General features: G+C 53.0%; 21 protein-coding genes. 2 read left to right on the forward strand and 19 right to left on the reverse strand.

The window, feature by feature from the left end:
* The 7 genes from rsxC to blr all read right to left on the reverse strand — a co-directional run.
* A partial coding sequence (rsxC, locus tag QVF11_RS12575; RefSeq protein WP_287857213.1) for an electron transport complex subunit RsxC occupies positions 1-1,978 on the reverse strand: 1,978 nt, incomplete at its 3' end.
* Positions 1,971-2,549, reverse strand: coding sequence for an electron transport complex subunit RsxB (gene rsxB / locus QVF11_RS12580; RefSeq protein ID WP_110273995.1), 579 nt, complete (start codon positions 2,547-2,549; stop codon positions 1,971-1,973). The genes rsxC and rsxB, both read right to left, overlap by 8 nt.
* The gene (rsxA, locus tag QVF11_RS12585) at positions 2,549-3,130 is read right to left on the reverse strand and encodes an electron transport complex subunit RsxA (protein WP_110273996.1); all 582 of its coding nucleotides are present in this window, start codon (positions 3,128-3,130) and stop codon (positions 2,549-2,551) included. Before rsxA ends, rsxB begins: the two co-directional genes overlap by 1 nt.
* 77 nt (positions 3,131-3,207) lie before the next feature.
* On the reverse strand, positions 3,208-3,648 hold the full coding sequence (locus QVF11_RS12590; protein WP_112214389.1) for a DUF2569 domain-containing protein: 441 nt from the start codon (positions 3,646-3,648) through the stop codon (positions 3,208-3,210).
* A 205-nt stretch (positions 3,649-3,853) separates the two neighbouring features.
* A complete protein-coding gene (gene ydgT, locus QVF11_RS12595; RefSeq protein ID WP_004134363.1) occupies positions 3,854-4,069 on the reverse strand; it encodes a transcription modulator YdgT in 216 nt (71 codons plus the stop codon).
* Between the two features lie 220 nt (positions 4,070-4,289).
* On the reverse strand, positions 4,290-5,660 hold the full coding sequence (locus tag QVF11_RS12600; protein WP_287857218.1) for a GH1 family beta-glucosidase: 1,371 nt from the start codon (positions 5,658-5,660) through the stop codon (positions 4,290-4,292).
* A 103-nt stretch (positions 5,661-5,763) separates the two neighbouring features.
* A complete protein-coding gene (gene blr, locus QVF11_RS12605) occupies positions 5,764-5,913 on the reverse strand; it encodes a division septum protein Blr (RefSeq protein ID WP_112214386.1) in 150 nt (49 codons plus the stop codon).
* 318 nt (positions 5,914-6,231) lie between these two features.
* Here blr and QVF11_RS12610 point away from each other — a divergent pair, with 318 nt between their 5' ends.
* Positions 6,232-7,272 (forward strand): oxidoreductase, encoded by a 1,041-nt coding sequence (locus tag QVF11_RS12610; protein ID WP_287857220.1) that lies wholly within the window; start codon positions 6,232-6,234, stop codon positions 7,270-7,272.
* A 224-nt stretch (positions 7,273-7,496) separates the two neighbouring features.
* Here the strand turns inward: QVF11_RS12610 and QVF11_RS12615 are convergent, their stop codons facing one another.
* The 9 genes from QVF11_RS12615 to add all read right to left on the reverse strand — a co-directional run bounded on the left by QVF11_RS12615 (position 7,497) and on the right by add (position 16,530).
* Positions 7,497-8,081, reverse strand: coding sequence for a fimbrial protein (locus QVF11_RS12615; protein WP_142513941.1), 585 nt, complete (start codon positions 8,079-8,081; stop codon positions 7,497-7,499).
* A 28-nt stretch (positions 8,082-8,109) separates the two neighbouring features.
* Positions 8,110-8,697: a fimbrial protein gene (locus QVF11_RS12620; protein ID WP_287857222.1), complete on the reverse strand. Its 588-nt coding sequence runs from the start codon at positions 8,695-8,697 to the stop codon at positions 8,110-8,112.
* A 69-nt stretch (positions 8,698-8,766) separates the two neighbouring features.
* Positions 8,767-9,906 carry a fimbrial protein gene (locus tag QVF11_RS12625; RefSeq protein WP_112214384.1) on the reverse strand — a complete coding sequence of 380 codons (1,140 nt, stop codon included), beginning with the start codon at positions 9,904-9,906 and terminating at the stop codon, positions 8,767-8,769.
* Positions 9,903-10,637, reverse strand: coding sequence for a fimbrial biogenesis chaperone (locus tag QVF11_RS12630; RefSeq protein ID WP_287857224.1), 735 nt, complete (start codon positions 10,635-10,637; stop codon positions 9,903-9,905). The genes QVF11_RS12625 and QVF11_RS12630 overlap by 4 nt, the downstream gene beginning before the upstream one ends.
* Positions 10,638-10,664: 27 nt before the next feature.
* Positions 10,665-13,235: a fimbria/pilus outer membrane usher protein gene (locus tag QVF11_RS12635; RefSeq protein ID WP_287857226.1), complete on the reverse strand. Its 2,571-nt coding sequence runs from the start codon at positions 13,233-13,235 to the stop codon at positions 10,665-10,667.
* 49 nt (positions 13,236-13,284) lie between these two features.
* Positions 13,285-13,863 carry a fimbrial protein gene (locus QVF11_RS12640; protein WP_287857227.1) on the reverse strand — a complete coding sequence of 193 codons (579 nt, stop codon included), beginning with the start codon at positions 13,861-13,863 and terminating at the stop codon, positions 13,285-13,287.
* 24 nt (positions 13,864-13,887) lie between these two features.
* A complete protein-coding gene (locus QVF11_RS12645) occupies positions 13,888-14,463 on the reverse strand; it encodes a fimbrial protein (protein WP_287857229.1) in 576 nt (191 codons plus the stop codon).
* A 54-nt stretch (positions 14,464-14,517) separates the two neighbouring features.
* Positions 14,518-15,099, reverse strand: coding sequence for a fimbrial protein (locus tag QVF11_RS12650; RefSeq protein WP_287857231.1), 582 nt, complete (start codon positions 15,097-15,099; stop codon positions 14,518-14,520).
* A gap of 429 nt (positions 15,100-15,528) precedes the next feature.
* Entirely contained in the window at positions 15,529-16,530 is a 1,002-nt protein-coding gene (add, locus tag QVF11_RS12655) for an adenosine deaminase (protein ID WP_287857233.1), read from the reverse strand.
* Positions 16,531-16,803: 273 nt separating this feature from the next.
* Here add and metQ point away from each other — a divergent pair, with 273 nt between their 5' ends.
* Positions 16,804-17,619, forward strand: a complete 816-nt coding sequence (gene metQ, locus QVF11_RS12660) for a methionine ABC transporter substrate-binding lipoprotein MetQ (protein WP_110274011.1) — start codon at positions 16,804-16,806, stop codon at positions 17,617-17,619.
* Positions 17,620-17,698: 79 nt separating this feature from the next.
* Here the strand turns inward: metQ and yedF are convergent, their stop codons facing one another.
* From yedF to ydfZ, 3 genes are all read right to left on the reverse strand, one after another.
* Positions 17,699-17,932, reverse strand: coding sequence for a sulfurtransferase-like selenium metabolism protein YedF (gene yedF / locus QVF11_RS12665; protein ID WP_110274012.1), 234 nt, complete (start codon positions 17,930-17,932; stop codon positions 17,699-17,701).
* Positions 17,929-19,140, reverse strand: coding sequence for a selenium metabolism membrane protein YedE/FdhT (gene yedE / locus QVF11_RS12670; protein WP_287857237.1), 1,212 nt, complete (start codon positions 19,138-19,140; stop codon positions 17,929-17,931). Before yedE ends, yedF begins: the two co-directional genes overlap by 4 nt.
* A gap of 202 nt (positions 19,141-19,342) precedes the next feature.
* Positions 19,343-19,546, reverse strand: coding sequence for a putative selenium delivery protein YdfZ (gene ydfZ, locus QVF11_RS12675; protein ID WP_110274014.1), 204 nt, complete (start codon positions 19,544-19,546; stop codon positions 19,343-19,345).
* Positions 19,547-19,948 lie beyond the last annotated feature (402 nt).

Consider the following 19,948-nt stretch of genomic DNA (forward strand, 5'->3'; position numbering starts at 1 on the left):
GAACTGCTTGCTGTTCTGCTTTGCGAGCTTTAGCTCGGGCGATAGCGGCTTCAACGGCGGCTTTGCGCGGATCAATCGCTGTGGTTGTTGGCTGCTCTGCGACGACAGGCTCAGCCGGAACTGCTTGCTGTTCTGCTTTGCGAGCTTTAGCTCGGGCGATAGCGGCTTCAACGGCGGCTTTGCGCGGATCAATCGCTGTGGTTGTTGGCTGCTCTGCGACGACAGGCTCAGCCGGAACCGCCTGCTGTTCAGCTTTGCGGGCCTTAGCGCGGGCGATAGCGGCTTCGACGGCGGCTTTACGTGGATCGGCTGCGGCAGGTTGCTCAACGGCAGATTCAACCGCTGCGCTATTCTGTTCAGCTTTTCGGGCGCGCGCCTCGGCCTTGCGCGCTTCGCGAGCGGCGATAGCCTCGCTATTATCCGGTTTGGCACCAGCCAGCACGATAATCGGCTGCGCGGCATCACGTTGTTTTTCACGAACGCGCGCCAGGGCGGCGTTAATGGCGTCCTGATCTTTGGCCGCTGGCTGTACCGCAGCTTGTTTATGACGCTCCTGACGCGCGACCTTATCCCGCTCCAGACGAGTCTGACGCGCTTCGAAGCGCGCTTTTGCTTCTGCGGCACGCTTCTCTTCCTGAGCAATCGCGTAGATTTCGGCTTTTTCCTGACGGAAATACTGCACCAGTGGGATATTGCTTGGGCAAACCCAGGCGCAGGCACCGCATTCGATACAATCTGCGAGGTTGTGACCGGTTGCTTTGTCGTGCTGCTGACCTTTACTAAACCAGTACAACTGCTGTGGCAGCAGATCGGCAGGACAGGCGTCGGCGCAGGCGCTACAGCGAATGCAGCCTTTTTCCTCTTCCGGCTCGCCCATTTCCGTTGCCGACGGGGCCAGCAGACAGTTGGTGATTTTTACCACTGGAACATCAAGCCACGGCAGGGTGAAGCCCATCAGCGGACCGCCCATAATCACCATTGGCTCAGCGCTCGGGCAGAAACCGGCGTCTTTAAGCAGATGGCTGACCGGGGTACCCAGTCGCGCCCAGACGTTACCCGGACGCGAAACTGCTTCACCGGTTAGCGTGACCACACGCTCTGTCAACGGCTCGCCATCCATCACCGCGCGTTTCACCGCATAGGCAGTACCCACGTTTTGCATCAAAACGCCGATATCGGACGAACGCCCGCCGTGGGGAACCTGTTTCCCGGTCAGGATTTGCGTCAGCTGCTTAGCGCCGCCAGACGGATATTTCGTTGGGATCACACGCAGCGCAATACCGTGGGTATCGGCTAGTACTGCGCGCAGCATTGAAATTGCCTGCGGTTTATTATCTTCGATGCCGATCAGCACCTGGCTCGGTTGCAGGATATGGGCAAGGATACGAATGCCGTCAACGATCTGTGCTGCGCAATCCTGCATCAGGCGATCGTCGGCGGTGATATAGGGTTCACACTCGGCAGCGTTAATGATTAAGGTGTCGATTTTGTCGCCGCCGCCGCGCAATTTCGTCCCGGTCGGAAAACCGGCACCGCCCAGTCCGGCCACGCCAAACTGGTGAATGCGCTCAATGAGATCTTCACGTGATTTATTCTGGTAGTCGTTCCAGCCGTCGCGCTCAATCCAACGGTCTTCGCCGTCGGCATCAATAATAACGCTCATTTCCGCCAGTGCGGACGGATGAGCGGTGGAGTGCGGAGCGATGGCCGTTACGGTGCCGGAGGTTGGCGCATGAACCGGCAGCATTCTGCCCCAGCCTCGCGTCAACGGCTGGCCGCGCAGGACGCGATCGCCCGGCTGAACGCACAGCTCCCCTTCGGCGCCAATATGCTGTTTCAGCGGAATAACCAACCGCTGCGGCAGTGGGACCTGACGCAGCGGGGTGCCGTTGGACTGGGTTTTCATTTCCGGCGGATGAATACCGCCGTTGAAGTCCCAGACTTTGTCTTTTCGAAAAGCGGAAAATAACTTAAACATGTTGTTCCACAGGAATAATGCGTACCGGAATGGTTTGAAGATCCCATTTCCAGGTTTCTGTCGTCGCGGCGACCGGGCGCAGTTCAATACATTGGGTCGGACATGGCGCGACGCAAAGATTACAGCCGGTACAGAGGTCGCTCATCACCGTATGCATGGCACGGGTGGCACCGACGATGGCATCGACAGGGCAGGCCTGGATGCATTTCGTGCAGCCGATGCAATTTGCTTCATCGATCACCGCCAGCATCCGTACCGGCTCCAGCTCTTGCACATCGCCGTCAGTGGGCTGCGGGTCGACGTTCAACAGCTCGGCAATTTTGAGCATCACGGCTTCGCCGCCGGGGGCGCAGCAGTTGATTTTCTCACCTTGCGTGCCCACTGCTTCCGCATAGGGACGACAGCCGGGGTAGCCACACTGACCACACTGGCTCTGCGGGAGCAGGGCGTCAATTTTTTCAACTACCGGGTCATCTTCCACCTCAAAGCGGCGGGAGGCGTAGCCCAGAATTAAGCCGAAAATCAGCCCAAGCAGGCTGATGGCGACAACGGCTATCCAGACAGCGTTCATTACAACTTCACCAAACCACTAAAGCCCATAAATGCCAGCGACATTAAACCTGCGGTGACTAACGCAATGGCGTTACCGCGAAACGGCGCGGGGACATCCGCAACCACCAGACGCTCGCGAATGGAGGCGAAAAGGACCATAACCAACGAAAAGCCAACTGCGGCGGCAAAGCCGTACAGTGCCGACTGCAGGAAGTTATGCCCAAGGTTAATGTTCAGCAGCGCCACGCCGAGCACCGCACAGTTGGTGGTGATCAGCGGCAAGAAAATACCTAACAGGCGATACAGCGCTGGACTGGTCTTACGTACCACCATTTCGGTAAATTGCACGACAACGGCGATGACCAGGATAAAGGCCAGCGTGCGCAGGTAGACCAGGTTCAGCGGGATGAGGATCCAGGTATCAATTAGCCAGGCGCAAATGGAGGCCAGCGTCATCACAAAGGTGGTGGCGAGCCCCATCCCCATAGCGGCTTCCAGTTTTTTGGAAACCCCCATAAACGGGCACAATCCAAGGAACTTCACCAGCACGAAGTTGTTAACGAGGACAGTACCCACAAAGAGCAGTAAATAATCAGCCATTATTCGACCTGAAATAGAAAAAGCCGTCTATTATCGAATAAATCGATACACGCGACAACAGGTTAACTGTGTGGTTATTACGGATTCACAAAGGTCCGTTTAACCCGCTCTGAACGCCTGAAGTAAGGTGCCAGCAGCGCAGCCGCAAGAAGAGGGAACAGAAGCTGGCGCAGTGCCAGGACGTCCGAAATCGGAGAAAAGGCAAAGGCTTTTATCGCCAACAGGAGCGTTATCAATAGCCAGATAATGTAATGTTTTGGTACACCTTTGCGGCGCTTGAAAAAGGCGATGGTCAGCCATAGCGTGTAGTACCACATAGCAATTGAGAACGCTAAGGACGCAATCCACAGGGCAAGGTGCTCGGGACTCATATTACTCAGCAATGTATAAGTCTGGGAAGACATCAGGGCATGAGTAAAAAGAAGTAGCGACAGTGAGGCGCTAAGTAGAGCAACCAGTAGCCATGCCAACGGCGCCAGAAGCCATCCGCCAATACGTTCCACAGAGTCAGAGGACATTATTACTCCCGAATTCAAAGCCAGTCATACCTGTCATACTTCAAGTTGCTTATGTGTTGGCTACGCTCGCTCACCCCAGTCACATAGTTATCTATGCTCCTGGGGACTTACTCCCTTGCCGCCTTTAAGCAACTCGAATTATTTAAGGTATATAAATAAAAGCAGGGCGGGAAGTATAAGCAACTGGCGTGAATGATTACAGTCTTTATTGCACGTAGCGCCAGACGGACTTAGGAACTTCACCGATGTTGAACAATTTGCCGCCGGAAACCAGCTCCGCCCGGCGATGGTCGGCAGCGCGATACATGTTGACGATCTCTTCGTTATCGGTCAGGGAATAGTTAAGGTGATCAAAAAGTTTTTCCAGACTTTCCAGCGAACTGATTTTACGGAATTTTAATAAGTAGTCCTGAACGGTCATTTGCGTATCCATTTTATAATCGGAATAAATAAGTCGAATATTACCAGCTTTCAGTAAACTTGTTCTCAACCAACAAGCCTTTACTTTCTCAGGCTGTAAGGAATTATTTCGGTTGTAAATACTGATGACAAGAACAGACGGCGTTCCCGGTGTAATACAAAGAAAATTTAAGAATATTCCAGAACTGAATCAGGCGCCGGAAGGCGCCTGGGAGAGAAGATTAACGCTGTTCGCCTCGGCTGGCAATAACGTTTTGGTACCAGAAAAAACTCTTTTTTCGTTTACGCGCCAGATTTTGCTGGTGATCGACATAGACGAACCCGTACTGCTTTTTGTAGCCGTTAAGCCAGCTTAAAAGGTCGATAAAGGACCAGGGGTAGTAGCCGCGCACGTCAGCACCGAGCGCCAGCGCATTTTCCAGCGCATTAATATGGCTGCTGAGATAGTCAATGCGCGGGTCGTCAACGACCTCACCATCAATGATCGGGTCTATTGCGCCCAGTCCGTTCTCAGTAATATAAATCGGAATATCACCATAGCGCTCTTTAACCATCATGATGCCGTCGGTTAACCCCTGCGGCCAAATCTCCCAGCCCCATTCGGTATAGGTGCTTTGCGGGTTGCGCACAAAGTAAAAGAGCCCATCAACCCCAGGCTCGCCGCCGGTCGGCTCTTCGGGAGGCTGCGCCGATACAGTTTCACGGCGATAGTAGTTAAGGCCGATAAAGTCACAACGGTTCTCTCGCAGCAGGGCATCGTCGCCAGCCGCAAACGCCGGGACGCCCCAGAGCGCCTGGGTTTGTTGCAGCAGCGCTTCAGGGTAGCAGCCTTTTAAGACCGGATCGTAAAGCCAGTGGGTGTGGATAGCGTCCGCCATCTCGGTCGCACGCTTATCTTCTTCGCTGTCGGTTAGCGAGGTGTGAGGTTGCAGGACGTTAACGAAGCCAATCTCGCCTTCAACGCCCATTTCACGAAAAGCTTTGATAGCCAGCGCATGGGCAATAAATACGTGGTGACAGGCCTGAATGGCGCGCGCCGGGTCACGGACGGCTGGTGGGTGGAGGCCGTTAATGTAACCGTGGCCGATAAAGACGATGGTTTCGTTAAAGGTGGCCCACAGTTTCACGCGGGAGCCAAAACGTTCGTAACAGAGGCGGGCATACTCAGCGAAAGCCTCTGCCGTGCTGCGCGCTTCCCAGCCGCCTTCATCCTGCAACGCCTGCGGCAAATCCCAGTGATAGAGGGTTATCATCGGTTCAATATTATGCGCCAGTAGTTCATCAATCAGATCGCTATAAAATTGAATACCTGCTTCGTTAACTTCACCGCGGCCTTCGGGCAGCAGGCGAGGCCATGAAATAGAGAAGCGATAGCTCTGCAAACCCATTTCCGCCATGAGAGCGACGTCTTCGCGAAAGCGATGGTAATGATCGACGGCTATATCACCGGTTGTGCCCTGAAAAGTGGTGCCTGGGAGGTGGGAATAAATATCCCAAATAGAAGGGCCTTTGCCATCGGCATCGTGTCCGCCTTCAACCTGATAAGCTGCGGTAGCGGCACCCCATAAAAAGTGTTGCGGAAATCCGGCCATGAAGAAACTCCTTATCGAATGATAAGGTGAGTGTAATGAAAGCATGTGCAACTGTGCAACCGGTTTCTGAAACCGGTTGCACAGTTGCGAAGCGGGTCACTGTTTATTTAGACAGGGGCTTCGTCTGAACTACATCAATAGACGGTGGAGACTGGTAGTTATCAATATGATGAGCGATAACTAAAAGCAGGGCCGAAACGCCCAAAACAATCCAGCCAATAAGTTCAACAATACGATTAAAAACGTTTTCCATAACTCTAAAGCAAATAATCAAACCAGGCTGAAATGTTACTAAATGACTGAAGCAACGCAAGCGTTACCTGGCTTCAGTTGCGCAACTGGCGTAAAAACGATCAATCATTCCCCCTGCGTTAGCATAAATAATGGCCTGAGACCTATAGTGAATATATACCCTGAATAATTTGAGTTGCAGGACAAGGCACTCGTGCCTTGAACAGCGCTTGCGCTGGCCCAGAAGGGGCGAGGCCGAAGGCCGAGTTATTGCCAACGCACATGCAACTTGAAGTATGACGGGTATAACGACGTTATTTCTCATTAAAGGAGTTGCAAGATGAGTGACGCTATCCGGGTTGGATTAATCGGTTACGGTTATGCGAGCAAAACCTTTCATGCGCCATTAATTAGCTGCACGCCGGGAATGACGCTGGCGGCTGTATCCAGCAGTGACGAAAGCAAAGTGCTTGCCGATTGGCCCGTAGTAAAGGTGGTTTCCGATCCGGGACGACTCTTTAGTGACCCGACCCTCGATCTAATTGTGATCCCGACGCCAAACGATACCCATTTCCCGCTGGCGAAGGCTGCGCTGGAGGCGGGTAAGCATGTGGTCGTTGATAAGCCCTTTACCGTGACGTTGTCACAAGCTCGTGAGCTGGATGTGGTTGCGAAAAGAGAAGGGCGTTTGCTATCGGTGTTTCACAATCGCCGCTGGGACAGCGATTTTCTTACCGTTAAAGCGCTGATTAACGAAGGTCTGCTCGGCGAAGTGGGTTATTTCGAATCCCATTTTGACCGCTACCGGCCGCAGGTACGTAATCGCTGGCGCGAGCAAGGCGGTCCGGGCAGCGGCATCTGGTACGATCTGGGTCCGCATCTTCTTGATCAGGTGGTCAATTTGTTTGGCCTTCCCGTTAGTATGAATGTCGATCTGGCGCAATTACGCCCGGGCTCGCAGTCCACCGATTATTTTCATGCTGTTTTGGCCTACCCGCAGCGTCGTGTAGTACTGCACGGTACGCTACTGGCTGCGGCGGAAACGGCACGCTATATCATTCACGGCTCGCGGGGAAGCTATGTGAAATATGGTCTGGATCCGCAGGAAGAGCGACTGAAAAGCGGTGAGCGCTTGCCGCTGGAGGATTGGGGATATGATATGCGTGATGGGATGCTGACGCGTGCTCAAGGTGAGGAAATAACTGAAGAGTCATGGCTCACGCTGCCCGGCAACTACCCGGCCTATTACGCCGCAATTCGTGATGCCCTTAACGGAGTCGGCGAGAATCCGGTTCCGGCAGGTCAGGCAATTCAGATAATGGAGCTGATTGAGCTTGGGCTGGAATCAGCCAGGCACCGGGCAGCAATTGGTATTGTTTGAGACATTGCACGGCATGGGGCAGATTGTGAGATTTAACACAGTAATGCTGACCGGAAAACCAGCACTATTCATCGATTAGTGCTGGTGAATGTCGCGAGAGAATCAAACAACCCAGTAATTAATGCGCCAGTGTCTATGTTCATTATCATTCTCTGTTATAAATTCGGTCGTGGTTTATCAGAATGGGGCCGGCAGTAATAGTCAGCCCCATCGTTTGCGGATTATTAATAATAGATGATGTTATAAGTCACGCTGGCGCTCATGTTGCCAGGAGTAATTGCGCCGCTCCCCGGTACCTTACGGTAAGAAACTCGATAGAGGTTATTGATAATATTACCTTTAACTCGTGGGAACCAGGCAGCATAGCTATTCCCTTTGTAGTTAGGTCTTTGAATACCTGAACGGGTCCCGTCCTCAGAATAGTTTGTGATCTGGAATCCGACATTTTTTGCGCTGTCCGCTGTTTGATTCGGCATATAGAGCGTGCCATCGCTGGAGACATTATCGGTATGAAATGAAGGATGGCCTGTCATTTCACCCTCCATATAAACGCAATCGCGGAAATGTAGCGATAGGGTTGTTTCCCCCATAATATCGCCGCTGGCTAGCGATTCGGCGGAGATGGCAGGGAGATCAATTACCGGATTGAGAGACGGCGTCCCTCCGGCTACGGAAATACCTTCGAAGACACAGGTCGATTGTATTGCTTCGCCCTCGAAGTTGAGGGTTCCATCATAGGCTATCGCTGATGAAGAGATAAGGTACAGAAGGGCGCCAGATAATCCGCCCGCGATTTTAATGGTCATCATCGTTAAAATTCCTTTTTATATCCGGGGTTCAGAAATAAGTCACTTCGTACCAGGCGGTGCTGGTTATGCGACCTGCGGTGATGGGTTTGGCTGGATCCAGTTTTCGATAACCAGCGCCGTACATAATGGTGATATCCTCCTGGCCTTGCGGTAACGCAATTATCGATCGGCTATCGGTGTAACCACTAAAGCTCATGGTGACCCCTGAGCTCGGGGATCCCCATGATGTTTGTTCATACCAGTGTAAAATCTCAATGCCCAGGTTGCCTGCGCCATTAGCCGTGGTGTTAGTCAGCCGATAATCGTCGTAGATATTATTTGCGTGAAATCCGACAACGATATTTTTCAGGGCTGCGGTCGCTTTGCATCCTTTGAGATAAATATAAAAACGGCTTATATCGCCGCTGGTCCCGTTGGTTAAGCGGGTAGAAACTTTAGGCAGCAGAATAGTGGCATTGGTCGATGGCGTTCCACCTTCCGCTGCCGCACCTGTTACTGCACAGGTACCATCGCTAATTTTCCCCGAAACGGTGAGGGTGCCATCGTTTGCCCACGTAAGCGGCACGCTTATCAAAAATAGCGCCCCTGGTAATATCGTCTTCAGTTTTATTCTCATTGCCATCCCCTGGTGTATTTCGATGTTATTGTCCGCCAAACAACGGACCGTTTATTGACGAGTGAACTTTTAGTCGTAGGTCACCCAGATATTGACCTTGCCCTTTATGCTGCCGGTGTAGGGTTTCCCATCGCTGGTAATGGCTGCGTATTGAACGTAACGAGCCGTCAGGGCGAGGGGGGCGGCGGTACGATAGACAGGGAGGCTATTATTCTGCCCGTTGCTCCCATATGCTCCCGCGTCCACAGGAGTACCGTCACCGACATGAATACGCTTGCCGTTAAGCAGCATCTCAATCTCCAGCCCCTCAATGCTTTTGCTATCGTCATGTCGATACAGCACGATATTCTGCTGCGCCGAGGTCTGCGTGCCGCTGTCTTCAAGGCGCAGGCGCAGGTGCGCCACCTGACCGGTACACTCCAGCTGTAGCTCAAAGGGCGTTTGTGCGCCGCGAGCAGGAAGTTCTTGTTGACTGCGGATCACCCAACGCCCCATCTCCACCTGATACGCTTTTGTTGAGAGCCGACAGGCGGGCGCGATTGGCGTTATACCACCCAACCCAAGATTCACGCTACTGCTCTGCGCCGCGCCGGTATCAAGCCAGAGTTGCGACTGCGCGGTCAGTGGCGATATCGCCGTGCCGTATACCACCTCTGCGGTTTTCACCAGTTCCGCTTTGGCTGACAAGGTGGCGACTTTCCTGGGGTTAAAAATATAGCGACCCGCGCTATCGGTGCTGACCTCCAGGCTGGCACAGGCGCTAAGCTGGGGCTGGTTTTTCACGCTTTCCCCCTGCGCGGTACGAAAGTGCCAGCGGATCCCGACGCCGGGATTAGTGGTCGGCATCAGTTCATCACCGCCTTTCACCGTAAGGCACAGTTGCCGGTTAGCGGGATTATCATGCGCGGCGTCGCGTAGTCGGGGCGTTGAGTTACTGATCCCCGAGCCGACACAAGAGAGGGTGTAATCCGGTAAAAAGGTGGCGTAATCCCATGACCAGAGTCGTGTGCCGTACGGCTGAGCATTATCGACAACCAATGGGATGATCTCGGCAAACGGCAGTCGGTCAGGCGTGTGGTAGAGGCAGGTCGCCGCCTTCTGGCCCGCACGGTCGCCATCAAACCAGTGAACCTCCTCACTGATGTTGGCGGCCAGCGCTGGATGCGCGCAGATGAGGCCGCTCAGTATTCCGGCGACCGATCGCTTCACAGCGCCACCTGCTGGGTTAATTCTTCACCTGTGCCGCCATAATCGTGCACCGCGCTCCACGTCAGCGCGGCCTGGCCTCCGGCAAAGGCTGGCGGGACCTCATAACGCTGACTCCCTTTCGGCGGCGGCATATGGAATTTGTCATTGAGCATCACTTCCGCTTTTCCGGCCCGCTTAAGCGCCAGCTTGCCGAAGCTGATGTAGTAGGGGGTGGGATTGCTGGCGATAAGCCAGGTTTTACCACCGCTCTTTTCCACCTGCCATTTCAGCTGTTTGACGGCACTGCGCGCTTCGTCGCCGTTGAGTCCAGTCGGACGAACGAAAACTTTAATTCGACTACGGATCGCCATGACTAGCTTATTCCCGCCGTCGCCGGAGGCTTTTGGCGGGATCTCTTGTACCGCCAGCCAGTAAACGGACTCCCGGTCCTGGGGAATGCCGCCGGGGATCACCACCAGGCGTAGCTTGCCCTGCTTTTTGCCATCAAGTTGCATCACCGGCGGGGTCAGGACTAGCGGGATGTTATCATCGTTTCCCTGGGTATCCTCCAGCCAGGACTGCACCATATAGGCCTGAGGCGCGTCGTTAATAATATCTACCGGAGTCTCTTTATCCGTTGCGTACGCGACGATACGGGTCAACATGGGACGCACGGCGGCCTGTGCCGATGGCATCATGCTGGCGGCAAGAGCCAGCGGAATAAGTGCTTTGAGGATGTGATTCCCTTTCATGGTCTTTTCCTTGTGATAAGTACGACATTACTGACACTGGACTGCGATTTTCTGATACCAGTTATTGGGCTCCAGTTGCGCTCCGCTCGCCACTGGTAGCAGGAAATAGCAGCGCTGGGTGGGCATATCTCCCCATTGCACGCGCATTTTTTGCTCGCGGTCGGCGGCGATGCCGCTGAGATAGGCCTGGCCTTTATTCCCGACGATCCCTGCTTCATCTTTTTCACCTTCGACGTAAATTAGCGCGCCGAGCGGAATCGGCTTACGACTGCGGATCTCAACCATTGCCCGGCGACCGACGCGGGTAGCGAAATGCAGCAGAACGGCGGCTCCCTGGGTCGGGATAACCTTGCGTGAAGACTCTTTCAGCTCCACGCCTTCGGTTTTGCTGGTATCCAGGGTCAGCGTGTTGTAGCGATATGGCGTCATATATGAAAGCACCGTGCGCCCCCAGCGGTCGGTATTGGTGCTGCTGTTTCCGCTCACCTGAATGCCTTTTGCATCAGGCGTTTCGATAATGCCGATGGTATCGCCCAGCATCGGGGTGAGTAGGATGCCGCCGGAATAGATCACCAGGCCGCCGCTCATGCCTGCGGAGAATTGCATGACGTCGTCGCTGTGCCCGATAGAACCGTTCACCGAACCGATGCTGCTCCCATAGCCCAACGACAGCGATTCGCTGGTACCACCGCCCGGATCGCGCTGAAGATTGGCGGAATAAGTCAGGGCGTTGTCCAGCGCGTTGCCGGAATAGCCCAGCGTTTGGCTATACTGGTTCTCCCGGTTGCGTGTCAGGCCGTAATTGAGCGAACCCGCATTGTGTTGGCGTTTGCCCCAATCAAAGGGGATGCTGACGTTCAGGTTGAGCTGGTTGTCTTTGCTCTGATCACTTTTCGTCCAGCTCCAGGTCAGGGAGACGCTGGCCGGGCCTATTTGCGTGCCGCCACCGGCAGTGAGGGTGCTGTTTTTCTCCGAGGTGTGGTAGTAGCGGTCCTGGCTTAGGGAAAAATAGAGATTGCCCCATGTATTAAGCCCCTGATTGAGATTAATTTCCGTTCGGCTACGTCGGCGACGATTCCAGCCTTCATCACCGTAGGCGTAGCCATTCACCTCCTCATGGTGATATCTCTCCATGTAATCGCTGAAGTCCATAAAACCCTGGGAATGATATTGGTGGCCAGCGACCTGAAGATTAGTGTCAGTGGATTCGAAATAGCGGGCGTAAAGCACTCGTAGTGCGGAACCGTTTTTTTGGGCCTCGTTTTGCCAGGTTTCGCGATAGCGAGCTCCCGCCAGTTCCAGCGAAAAAGCGCCGATAGCACCGATATTCCATGCCGCACCCGCCGACAGCGACTGGTAGTCTTCCGCGACCAGTGTGGTGGAGAGTAGCGTCAGATGCTCAAAACCGTACTCCAGGCTGCCGAAACCCAGCCAGGGTTCACCTTCGGCATGACTATTTTGTCGATATTGGCCGACCGCCGCGCTATAGCGCAGCGCACCGGGACGAATCATGGTGGGGAGCGTGGAATAGGGCACCCGGAACACTTGTCGGCTACCATCAGCCTCTTCAATCGTCACTTCCAGGTCAGCACCCGAACGCGCGCTGGAAAGGTCGTCAATGGCAAAGGCTCCCGGTGTTACCGTGGTGCTGTAAATTGTTGAGTTTTGCTGGCGGATGGTCACTTTTGCATTGGTACGGGCGATCCCACGGATAACCGGGGAGAAATCAAACTGATTATCGAGCATCATGCGTTCGGTGGTCGCCAGCGTCACGCCGCGCAGGGGAATATTATTGAGGATTGCACTGCGTGACTGAGTAAAAATATCGCCGATAGAGATATGGCCGCGGGCGGCGGCAATGCCCCGATTGAGATAGAGGCTATCGTGATTGGTTTCCCAGCCGTTACCTTCATTTTTACTGAAGGAGTCGGTACTAAACAGTCGCCAGGGACCGGCTCCGCCCGTACTGTTCAGGCTAATCCATGCGTTGCGGCTGATTTTTTCATCGTTCTCGCTAACATCTTTAAGCTGTGATTGGTAGAAGTAGCCACTGTAGCTGGTGCGTAGATTCGCCACGCCATCGTCCCACTCTTTAGGCGAAAGCATCGCGGAATCGATGCGCTTTACCGCTTCCTGAGGTACCTGAAGAGATAACATTTGCAGGCTATTATCGTAGCTGACTGTCGATGCTGGAATGCGGGCAGTCACGTCTTCGCACTGGCTGGCGGTCAGCGTCGCTGGGTCGATATCCCCGTCAGCATCTGCGGAGAGTCGCCAGCCGTTGTACTGTTCGGTGCGTATCCCCAGTTGTTGCAGAAACGCGGTGGAAAGGCAGGGGACAGTCGTTTTGTTTTGTCTGTCTTCAACAAACAAAATTGAATAACGATCGATAAAGCGATCGTTCAGGGTGAAATCGACCGTTTTCAGGCCTGGCGTTACCGCATTGCGATAGAGAAAAACTTCAGCCGTTGCTCCGTGCTTATCTTTACGCAAAAACTGGGTCTCATATTCACTGTCGACGGCCAGCGCGTGGTGAACAGGCGCAAAGAATGCGCTGAGAACAAAGCCAGCCGAAAGCTGTTTTCCGTAACCTGTCACGCCATTTCCTTAACTATTTTGTGTTGTTATCGTGATTTACGCCGCCTGATTACTGATATTCCATCTCATAATCGACGCTGGTAGAAAACGCGCCGGGCGTGGCTGTTTCCTGCCAGGCTTCCTGGGCGACCGCTGTGAAGCCAAAGCGAATGAGACCGTCTCCGGAAGTGGATAACGCACTCCACGCTGTTGCCGAACGCCCGTTACCTACCGGCATAAATTGACCACCTCCAGAATCAAGGCTGCGCTCATACAGCACGACGACTTTTCCCTGCGCGCCGTCGCGAATGGCATTGCGCAATTTGCCGTCGCTTCCGGCATAAGGACTGCTCATTTTTATGCGGATGTTTTTCTGACTGGCGCGGACATAGCAGCCGGTAAGGTGAATCTGGAACCCGTTAATAGCAGTGACGGCATTACTGTTCTCAGAAAGATTGGTGAGCGTGATAACAGGATTAATTTCCGGCTGTCGGGTACCGACATCACTGTCGGATATCACCCCCAGCACGGCGCAGGTGGTATCGGTAATCGCGCCAGTAACGTTAATCGTGCCGTCGGCGGCTATTCCAGATTGCGACACCAGCAGCATCAACACAGCTGCGGCGGATACCAGGGTTTTAGTGTTCATCGATTTCATGATCCCTGTGATTAATCACTGATATTCCATCTCATAATCGACGCTGGTAGAAAACGCGCCGGGCGTGGCTGTTTCGCCATATGCGGTATGGGCGGAAGCGATAAAACCGAGCCGAATGATGCCGTCCTCGCCGCCGCTCTGCGCTGGCAGGTTGAACCATGCTGTTGCCGATCGCCCCTGGCCTACCGGCAGACTCTGGTTGCTGTTGTTGGTCACGCTGCGCTCATACAGCATGATGACCTTCCCCTGAGCACCGCCGCGAATGGCATTACGCAGATAACCGCTGCTGTCGGCATAGGGGCTGGCTAAACGGATGCGGATATTTTGCCGTTGAGCCGCTGCGTAGCAGTTTTTGATATGGATTTGGAACCAGCGAAAGCTGGTGGCGGAATTTGAGTCTTCAGAAAGATTAGTCAGAGTGATGACTGGATTAAGTACCGGCTGAGCTGTGCCAATTTCGCTATCGGAAATTACGCCTAATATGTTGCAGGTGCTGTCGGTAATCGCGCCGGATAGGGTCAATGAACCCTCGGAAGCCTGTAATAAAGGAGACGACAGAATTAAAGTTAGAGCCAGCAATTTTATTTTCATATCGGCGATAACCTGGCGGTGGATAACCTCCCGACCAGTGGCCGGGAGATAAAATCAAAAATAAGAAATTTCGTAGTTAATGGTGTTATAAACCGCGCCAGCGGTGACCGCTGCCCCGCTATTGACAACGGAATAAGAGGCTTGATACTTCATTGTCACATCGCCAGAAGTTGTTGGCAGTGCAGCGCCCGGATCCAGATTGGTGCCGCCGTTGACGTCAATGGCAGCGCCTGTTTCTGTCTGAAGAATGACCCCAATATTGCCTGCAGCGGCGCTGTTACCATTCGCACCTGCGACGATCACGCCATTGCTGACGGTATCAGCGGTGGTGAACAGCGCGCGTACGTTTTGTAGGCTGGTGGTTGCCAGACAACCGGTCAGCAGGATCTCAAAGTTGGTGGTGCCCGCGATGTTGGTGCCGCTGTCGAAAGCCGATGTTGGCAGTGTTGGCAGGTTAATCGTCGCAGCGGTGGAGTGGGTCTGGCCGGTTTGTGCCGCACCGGCGACAACGCAGGTTGAGGCGGTGATGGTTCCGTTAAAAGTAATGGTGCCATCCGCTGCCAGCGCAAGCGGGGAAGCCAGCAATAGTGCGGTTGTACCGGTAATTAATGTCGTCTTGATATTCATAAAATTCATAAAATTCACGTCCTTCTGAGGTAATTGCATCGATTCCCACGATAGGCTCGAAATAACCGAATGCAACGGCATGGATTAATCCGTTATGCGGTTAGGTGAGTTATTTAGGGACTTTGTATATAGTCGCCGCATTTATAAAAATTATATTAATTTAATGTGATTCTATTTGCTCTTTATTAGGTGTTTATTTAAAAAAGACTAGTGATTACTGGTGCGCTTTTGCTTGCAGCATAATAGAAGGTGGAAAATAACAATTCAAGTTTTTTATTTATTAAATGAGGTTGTTAAGTGAAGTTATTAAATGAATTCTTAATGAATTCATATTCCTTTTTTTACAGGAGATAGTTATTTCAAAGTGATTTATTTGGCATGCGGAAGAAGCTATTTAAAACTTAAAATCCCCCCCCGCTTTAAAACGGGAGGGTATCATCAAGCCTGTTGTACGCGCGCAATCAGCGCTGCTTTTTCCTGTGGGCTTAAAAAAGCGAGTTCCAGACCATTCACTTGCGCCTGACGAATTTGCTCGCGACTCAGGCCAGCAGCAGGGGCTGCGACGGTATATTCGTGGATAATATCAACGCCCTGGACGGCCGGGTCGTCAGTGTTAATACAGGCCAGCACGCCGTGTTCCAGGAACGTTTTAAGCGGATGTTGGGCCAGCGAGGGCACGGTGCTGGTCTGGATATTTGACGTCAGGCAGGACTCAATGCCTATACGCTGCGCGGCAAGATAATCCATCAGCGCCAGATCTTGTACCGCTTTTACGCCGTGACCGATACGTTCTGCGCCCAGCTCACGAATCGCCTGCCAGATGCTTTCCGGGCCTGCGGCTTCTCCCGCGTGCACGGTAATGCGCCAACCCACATCGCGGGCGCGGCTGAAGTGGTCCATAAACAGATTGCCAGGAAAACCGAGTTCATCTCCGGCGAGGTCGAGAGCAGTAATGCCGTCGCGGTGGGCAAGCAGGGCTTCCAGCTCTTCCTGACACGCAGCTTCACCGAAGGTGCGGCTCAGAATACCGATCAGACGCGCTTCAACGTTAAAATCGCGGCTGCCTTCTTTCACGCCGGCGATGACCGCTTCTACCACGCCTGCAACCGGCAACTGGTGCGTCATTGCCATATAGCGCGGGGAGAATCGCAGTTCAACATAGTGCAGGCCATTTCGCGCCGCATCCTCAAGGTTTTCGTAAGCAACGCGGCGGCAGGCTTCCAGCGAGGCCAGCACTTTTACGCCCCAATCCAGCTTAGAGAGAAAACTCACCAGGTCAGGTTCATTGCTGGTGACCTGTACGTGCGGGCGCAGGGTATCAAGAGTGTTTGCTGGAAGATAAAGATTGAACTGTCGGCCAAGATCGAGGATGGTTTGGGCCCGGATATTGCCATCAAGGTGGCGGTGAATGTCGGTTAGTGGCAAAGTTGAATCAATCATGGTCGCACTCTTTTTTTAGTTAAAGTGCGCACCATTGTACATCAGAGCGATAAACGGTTAAAAGCTCTGAAAAATACCGAATAAATCAATGGAAAAGAGAAAAAGCAGGGAGGATTACCCTTTTAAGTGCGTGGGTGACGGTAGCGTTCATAGCAAAACGCTATTAATCATAGTGAAACAGTCTTTAATTTTGCCAGCGAGATTTTTTATAGTCTCCGGCACTAGTTTTCCTGCAATGAGTGGCAGGCTATTTTAAAAAAGGACCCTGGGAATATGGTTTTCACGTTAAAAAAAATCACGGTATCACTGGCTGTGGCAAGCGCACTGTTGCTGAGCGGCTGCAAACCTTCTGAGCAGGATCCCAATCACGTCAAAGTGGGGATTAGCGCGGGCGTTGACCAGGAAGTGTGGGCGGTGGCGCAAAAAGTCGCAAAAGAGAAATACAATCTCGATGTTGAAGTAGTGACGTTTAATGATTTCGTGCTACCCAACGAGGCGCTCAACAACGGCGATCTGGATGCTAATGCTTTCCAGCACAAGCCCTATCTGGATAAGCAGATTCAGGAGCGCGGTTACAAGCTGGTTGAAGTGGGGACGACATTTGTTTATCCCATAGCGGCATACTCGAAGAAAATCAATTCGGTCGCGCAACTGCAAGATGGCGCGCAGGTCGCGGTGCCGAATGACCCGACCAACCTTGGACGTGCGCTGCTTCTGCTGCAAAAACAGGGGCTGATTACGCTGAAAGATGGCGTCGGGCTGTTGCCGACCTCGCTGGATATTATCAGCAACCCGAAAAATCTGAAGATTGTTGAAATTGAGGCCCCGCAGCTAACCCGCGCGCTGGACGACCAGCAAATAACGATGGCGATCATCAATACCACTTTCTCAAGCCAGGTGGGGCTGTCACCGTCGCGCAATGGCCTGTTTGTCGAAAGCAAAGACTCGCCTTACGTCAACATCTTCGCCAGTCGCATCGAAAACAAAGACAGTGAAAAGGTGAAAAACCTGGTCAAAGCCTATCAAAGCGATGAAGTCGCCGCTGCGGCGGAGGAGCTTTATAAAGGTGATGCGGTGAAAGGCTGGTAATCTTGCGAAATACCCGGTCCGGTAAGGCGTTAGACGCCGCCGGGCCAGTTCCGGCAGCGTGCACTCTGTTGGCTCGCGCCTATTTTTGAATTAAATAACGAATGGTTGGCCCATCCTGCTGGATATCAAGCACGGTGTAGCCATGATTTTTCGCATCCAGCGGGATATTGTTAATCGACTGCGGACAGTCGCTGACCACTTCCAGAATTTCGCCTTTCTTTAACGAAGGTAGAGCTTCCAGAGTGGCGATTGCCGGATAGGGGCAGGGTTCGCCAACCATATCGAGGCGATAATCCGGAACGATAGTTTTCATGCTGTCTCCTTAATGGATGCGGCGGTGAGGGACTTGCGGCGGAAAAAGTGTTTCTCCCAGGCGATGACCAAAATTAGCGCGATAAGCAGCAGAAGATAGGTCACCAGCAGGCCGCCGAAGGGGCCAAATGTCGCTAACAGATTGATTTTATCCCAGTTGGTTGCCAGCACCGGTGAGAGCCCATCCCAGTAATAAGCAAGGATAGTTGAGCCAATAACGTTGCCCAATCCGACCCACCAGAAATGCACCTGTCCCTCAACAGCACGGTACATCCAGCCGGTTTCACAGCCGCCCGCCAGCACGATACCGAAGCCAAACAGTAGGCCCCCGATGACCGCATTAGGGCCTGCCCACATAATTTTCGGCTCCATGCCAAGCTGCACGTAGCTAAAAATCCCAATAGCGCTGGCGGCCATACCGAAAATAATCGCCTTCGCCATATTGGTACGCCCGGTGATCCACATATCGCGGAAAGCAGAAGTGAAGCAGATTTGTGCGCGTTCAATCAGTAGGCCAAATCCAACGCCGAACAGCATTGCCAGACCGAGCTTGGGTTGATTCGCAGCCGTCAGCAGTCCCCAGGCAATCATGGCGAAAAATACCATCATCCCAAGGCGGAAACGACGCCGCGCCTGATCAGGCTTTTGCGTTAAAGGCGACGCGCTGGAGACCTTTTGCATCTTCACCGGAATGCGAAAAATAGGCAGCAAGGTAAAGCGCGCACCGAACCAGGTGCCGATAGCGGTAGCGATGGCAAAGAACCAGGCATGCAGAGAAAACTGCGGAATGCCGGTGAAGAATGCCGCCAGATTACAACCCATCGCCAGACGCGCGCCGAAACCGGCGATGATCCCTCCGGCGATGGCCTGGAGAATACGAACCCGGCTGCGCGGAAAGCGTAGCTTAACGTTGTTGGCCCACAGCGCCGCGGCGAAGCAGCCGCCGAACATGCCGATAATCATCATGCCGTCGATGCGGGTTAGCGGTGTTCCCTCAAGATGAATCAGTTTGTAGTAGCCCCACTGTTCGCTGTGAATGCCGACCAGTTGCAGTAACTGTCCGCCCCAGCGAGTAAATTCGCCGGTGACCGCCCAGAAGGTACCAGTAATACCGAAGTAGTAGGTAGAGAGAATACCGGCGGCGATAACTGCGGGAACGGGTGACCAGAACTTAATCAGCCACGCTTGTTTGAATTGTTGCCATGCCATGAAAATGCCTCTGAACTCAGAAGGTATATTACCCGTAGCGGGTTGGAGAGGCGCGATAATACGCCGTTTGAGCAGTTAAAACTCTCGACGGGATCAAAGTGAGGCGATGATATGAAGGTAAAAGGCCACGCGTTGTGGCCTTTTACAAGCGGCTATCCACTGCTATATCGAGGTGATGATGGATTGTCAGCTTATTCTTATATTAATTGAATCCGAGGCGAACGAGACCCAGCGGACAATATAATCCCTCACGGCCTTCAATTTCCACGCAATCTGAGCGGCGGAGCTGCTCTGCCGTTTTGCCGCTCCCGTGAATGGCCTTAATAACGCCCGTCGCGCCATTGTCGGCTACCATAACCATGCTGCCTGTCGAGATAGCGTTACGGTTACGATCGTAAGTTTTCATGGTTTCCTCCTGTTTAAGTCTATTTTGACGGGATGGTTAAAACGGCATTTTAATACACCTCCGGGGAAGATTTTTTTTTGAGTTTTGTCAAAATAATGAACGGTTTTCGCTAAGAATATAATAGGGCGGAATGGTTAAATTTAGAGCCTGATTATTCATAGAAGGTATGGCGCTGAACAATAAAGAAGTATTTCATTCAGGTTACCGTTATATGGATGAATTATTACGCTTGTCAGATGCGCGATAATAGCGAAATATGAGCTCCTTCGGGCTTAGAGCCTGTCCCATTAGGCTATTTTATTTGCCATTTTGGCCCTGGGCAGTGCTCACCCAAAACTCACAGCGTTTTAAAAGCCCTTCAGGGCGGCCCGAAGGGTGAGTGTAGCGAATCATCCTCACGTA

The sequence above is a fragment of the Klebsiella sp. genome (assembly GCF_027492335.1).
Taxonomy (GTDB): domain Bacteria; phylum Pseudomonadota; class Gammaproteobacteria; order Enterobacterales; family Enterobacteriaceae; genus Klebsiella; species Klebsiella huaxiensis.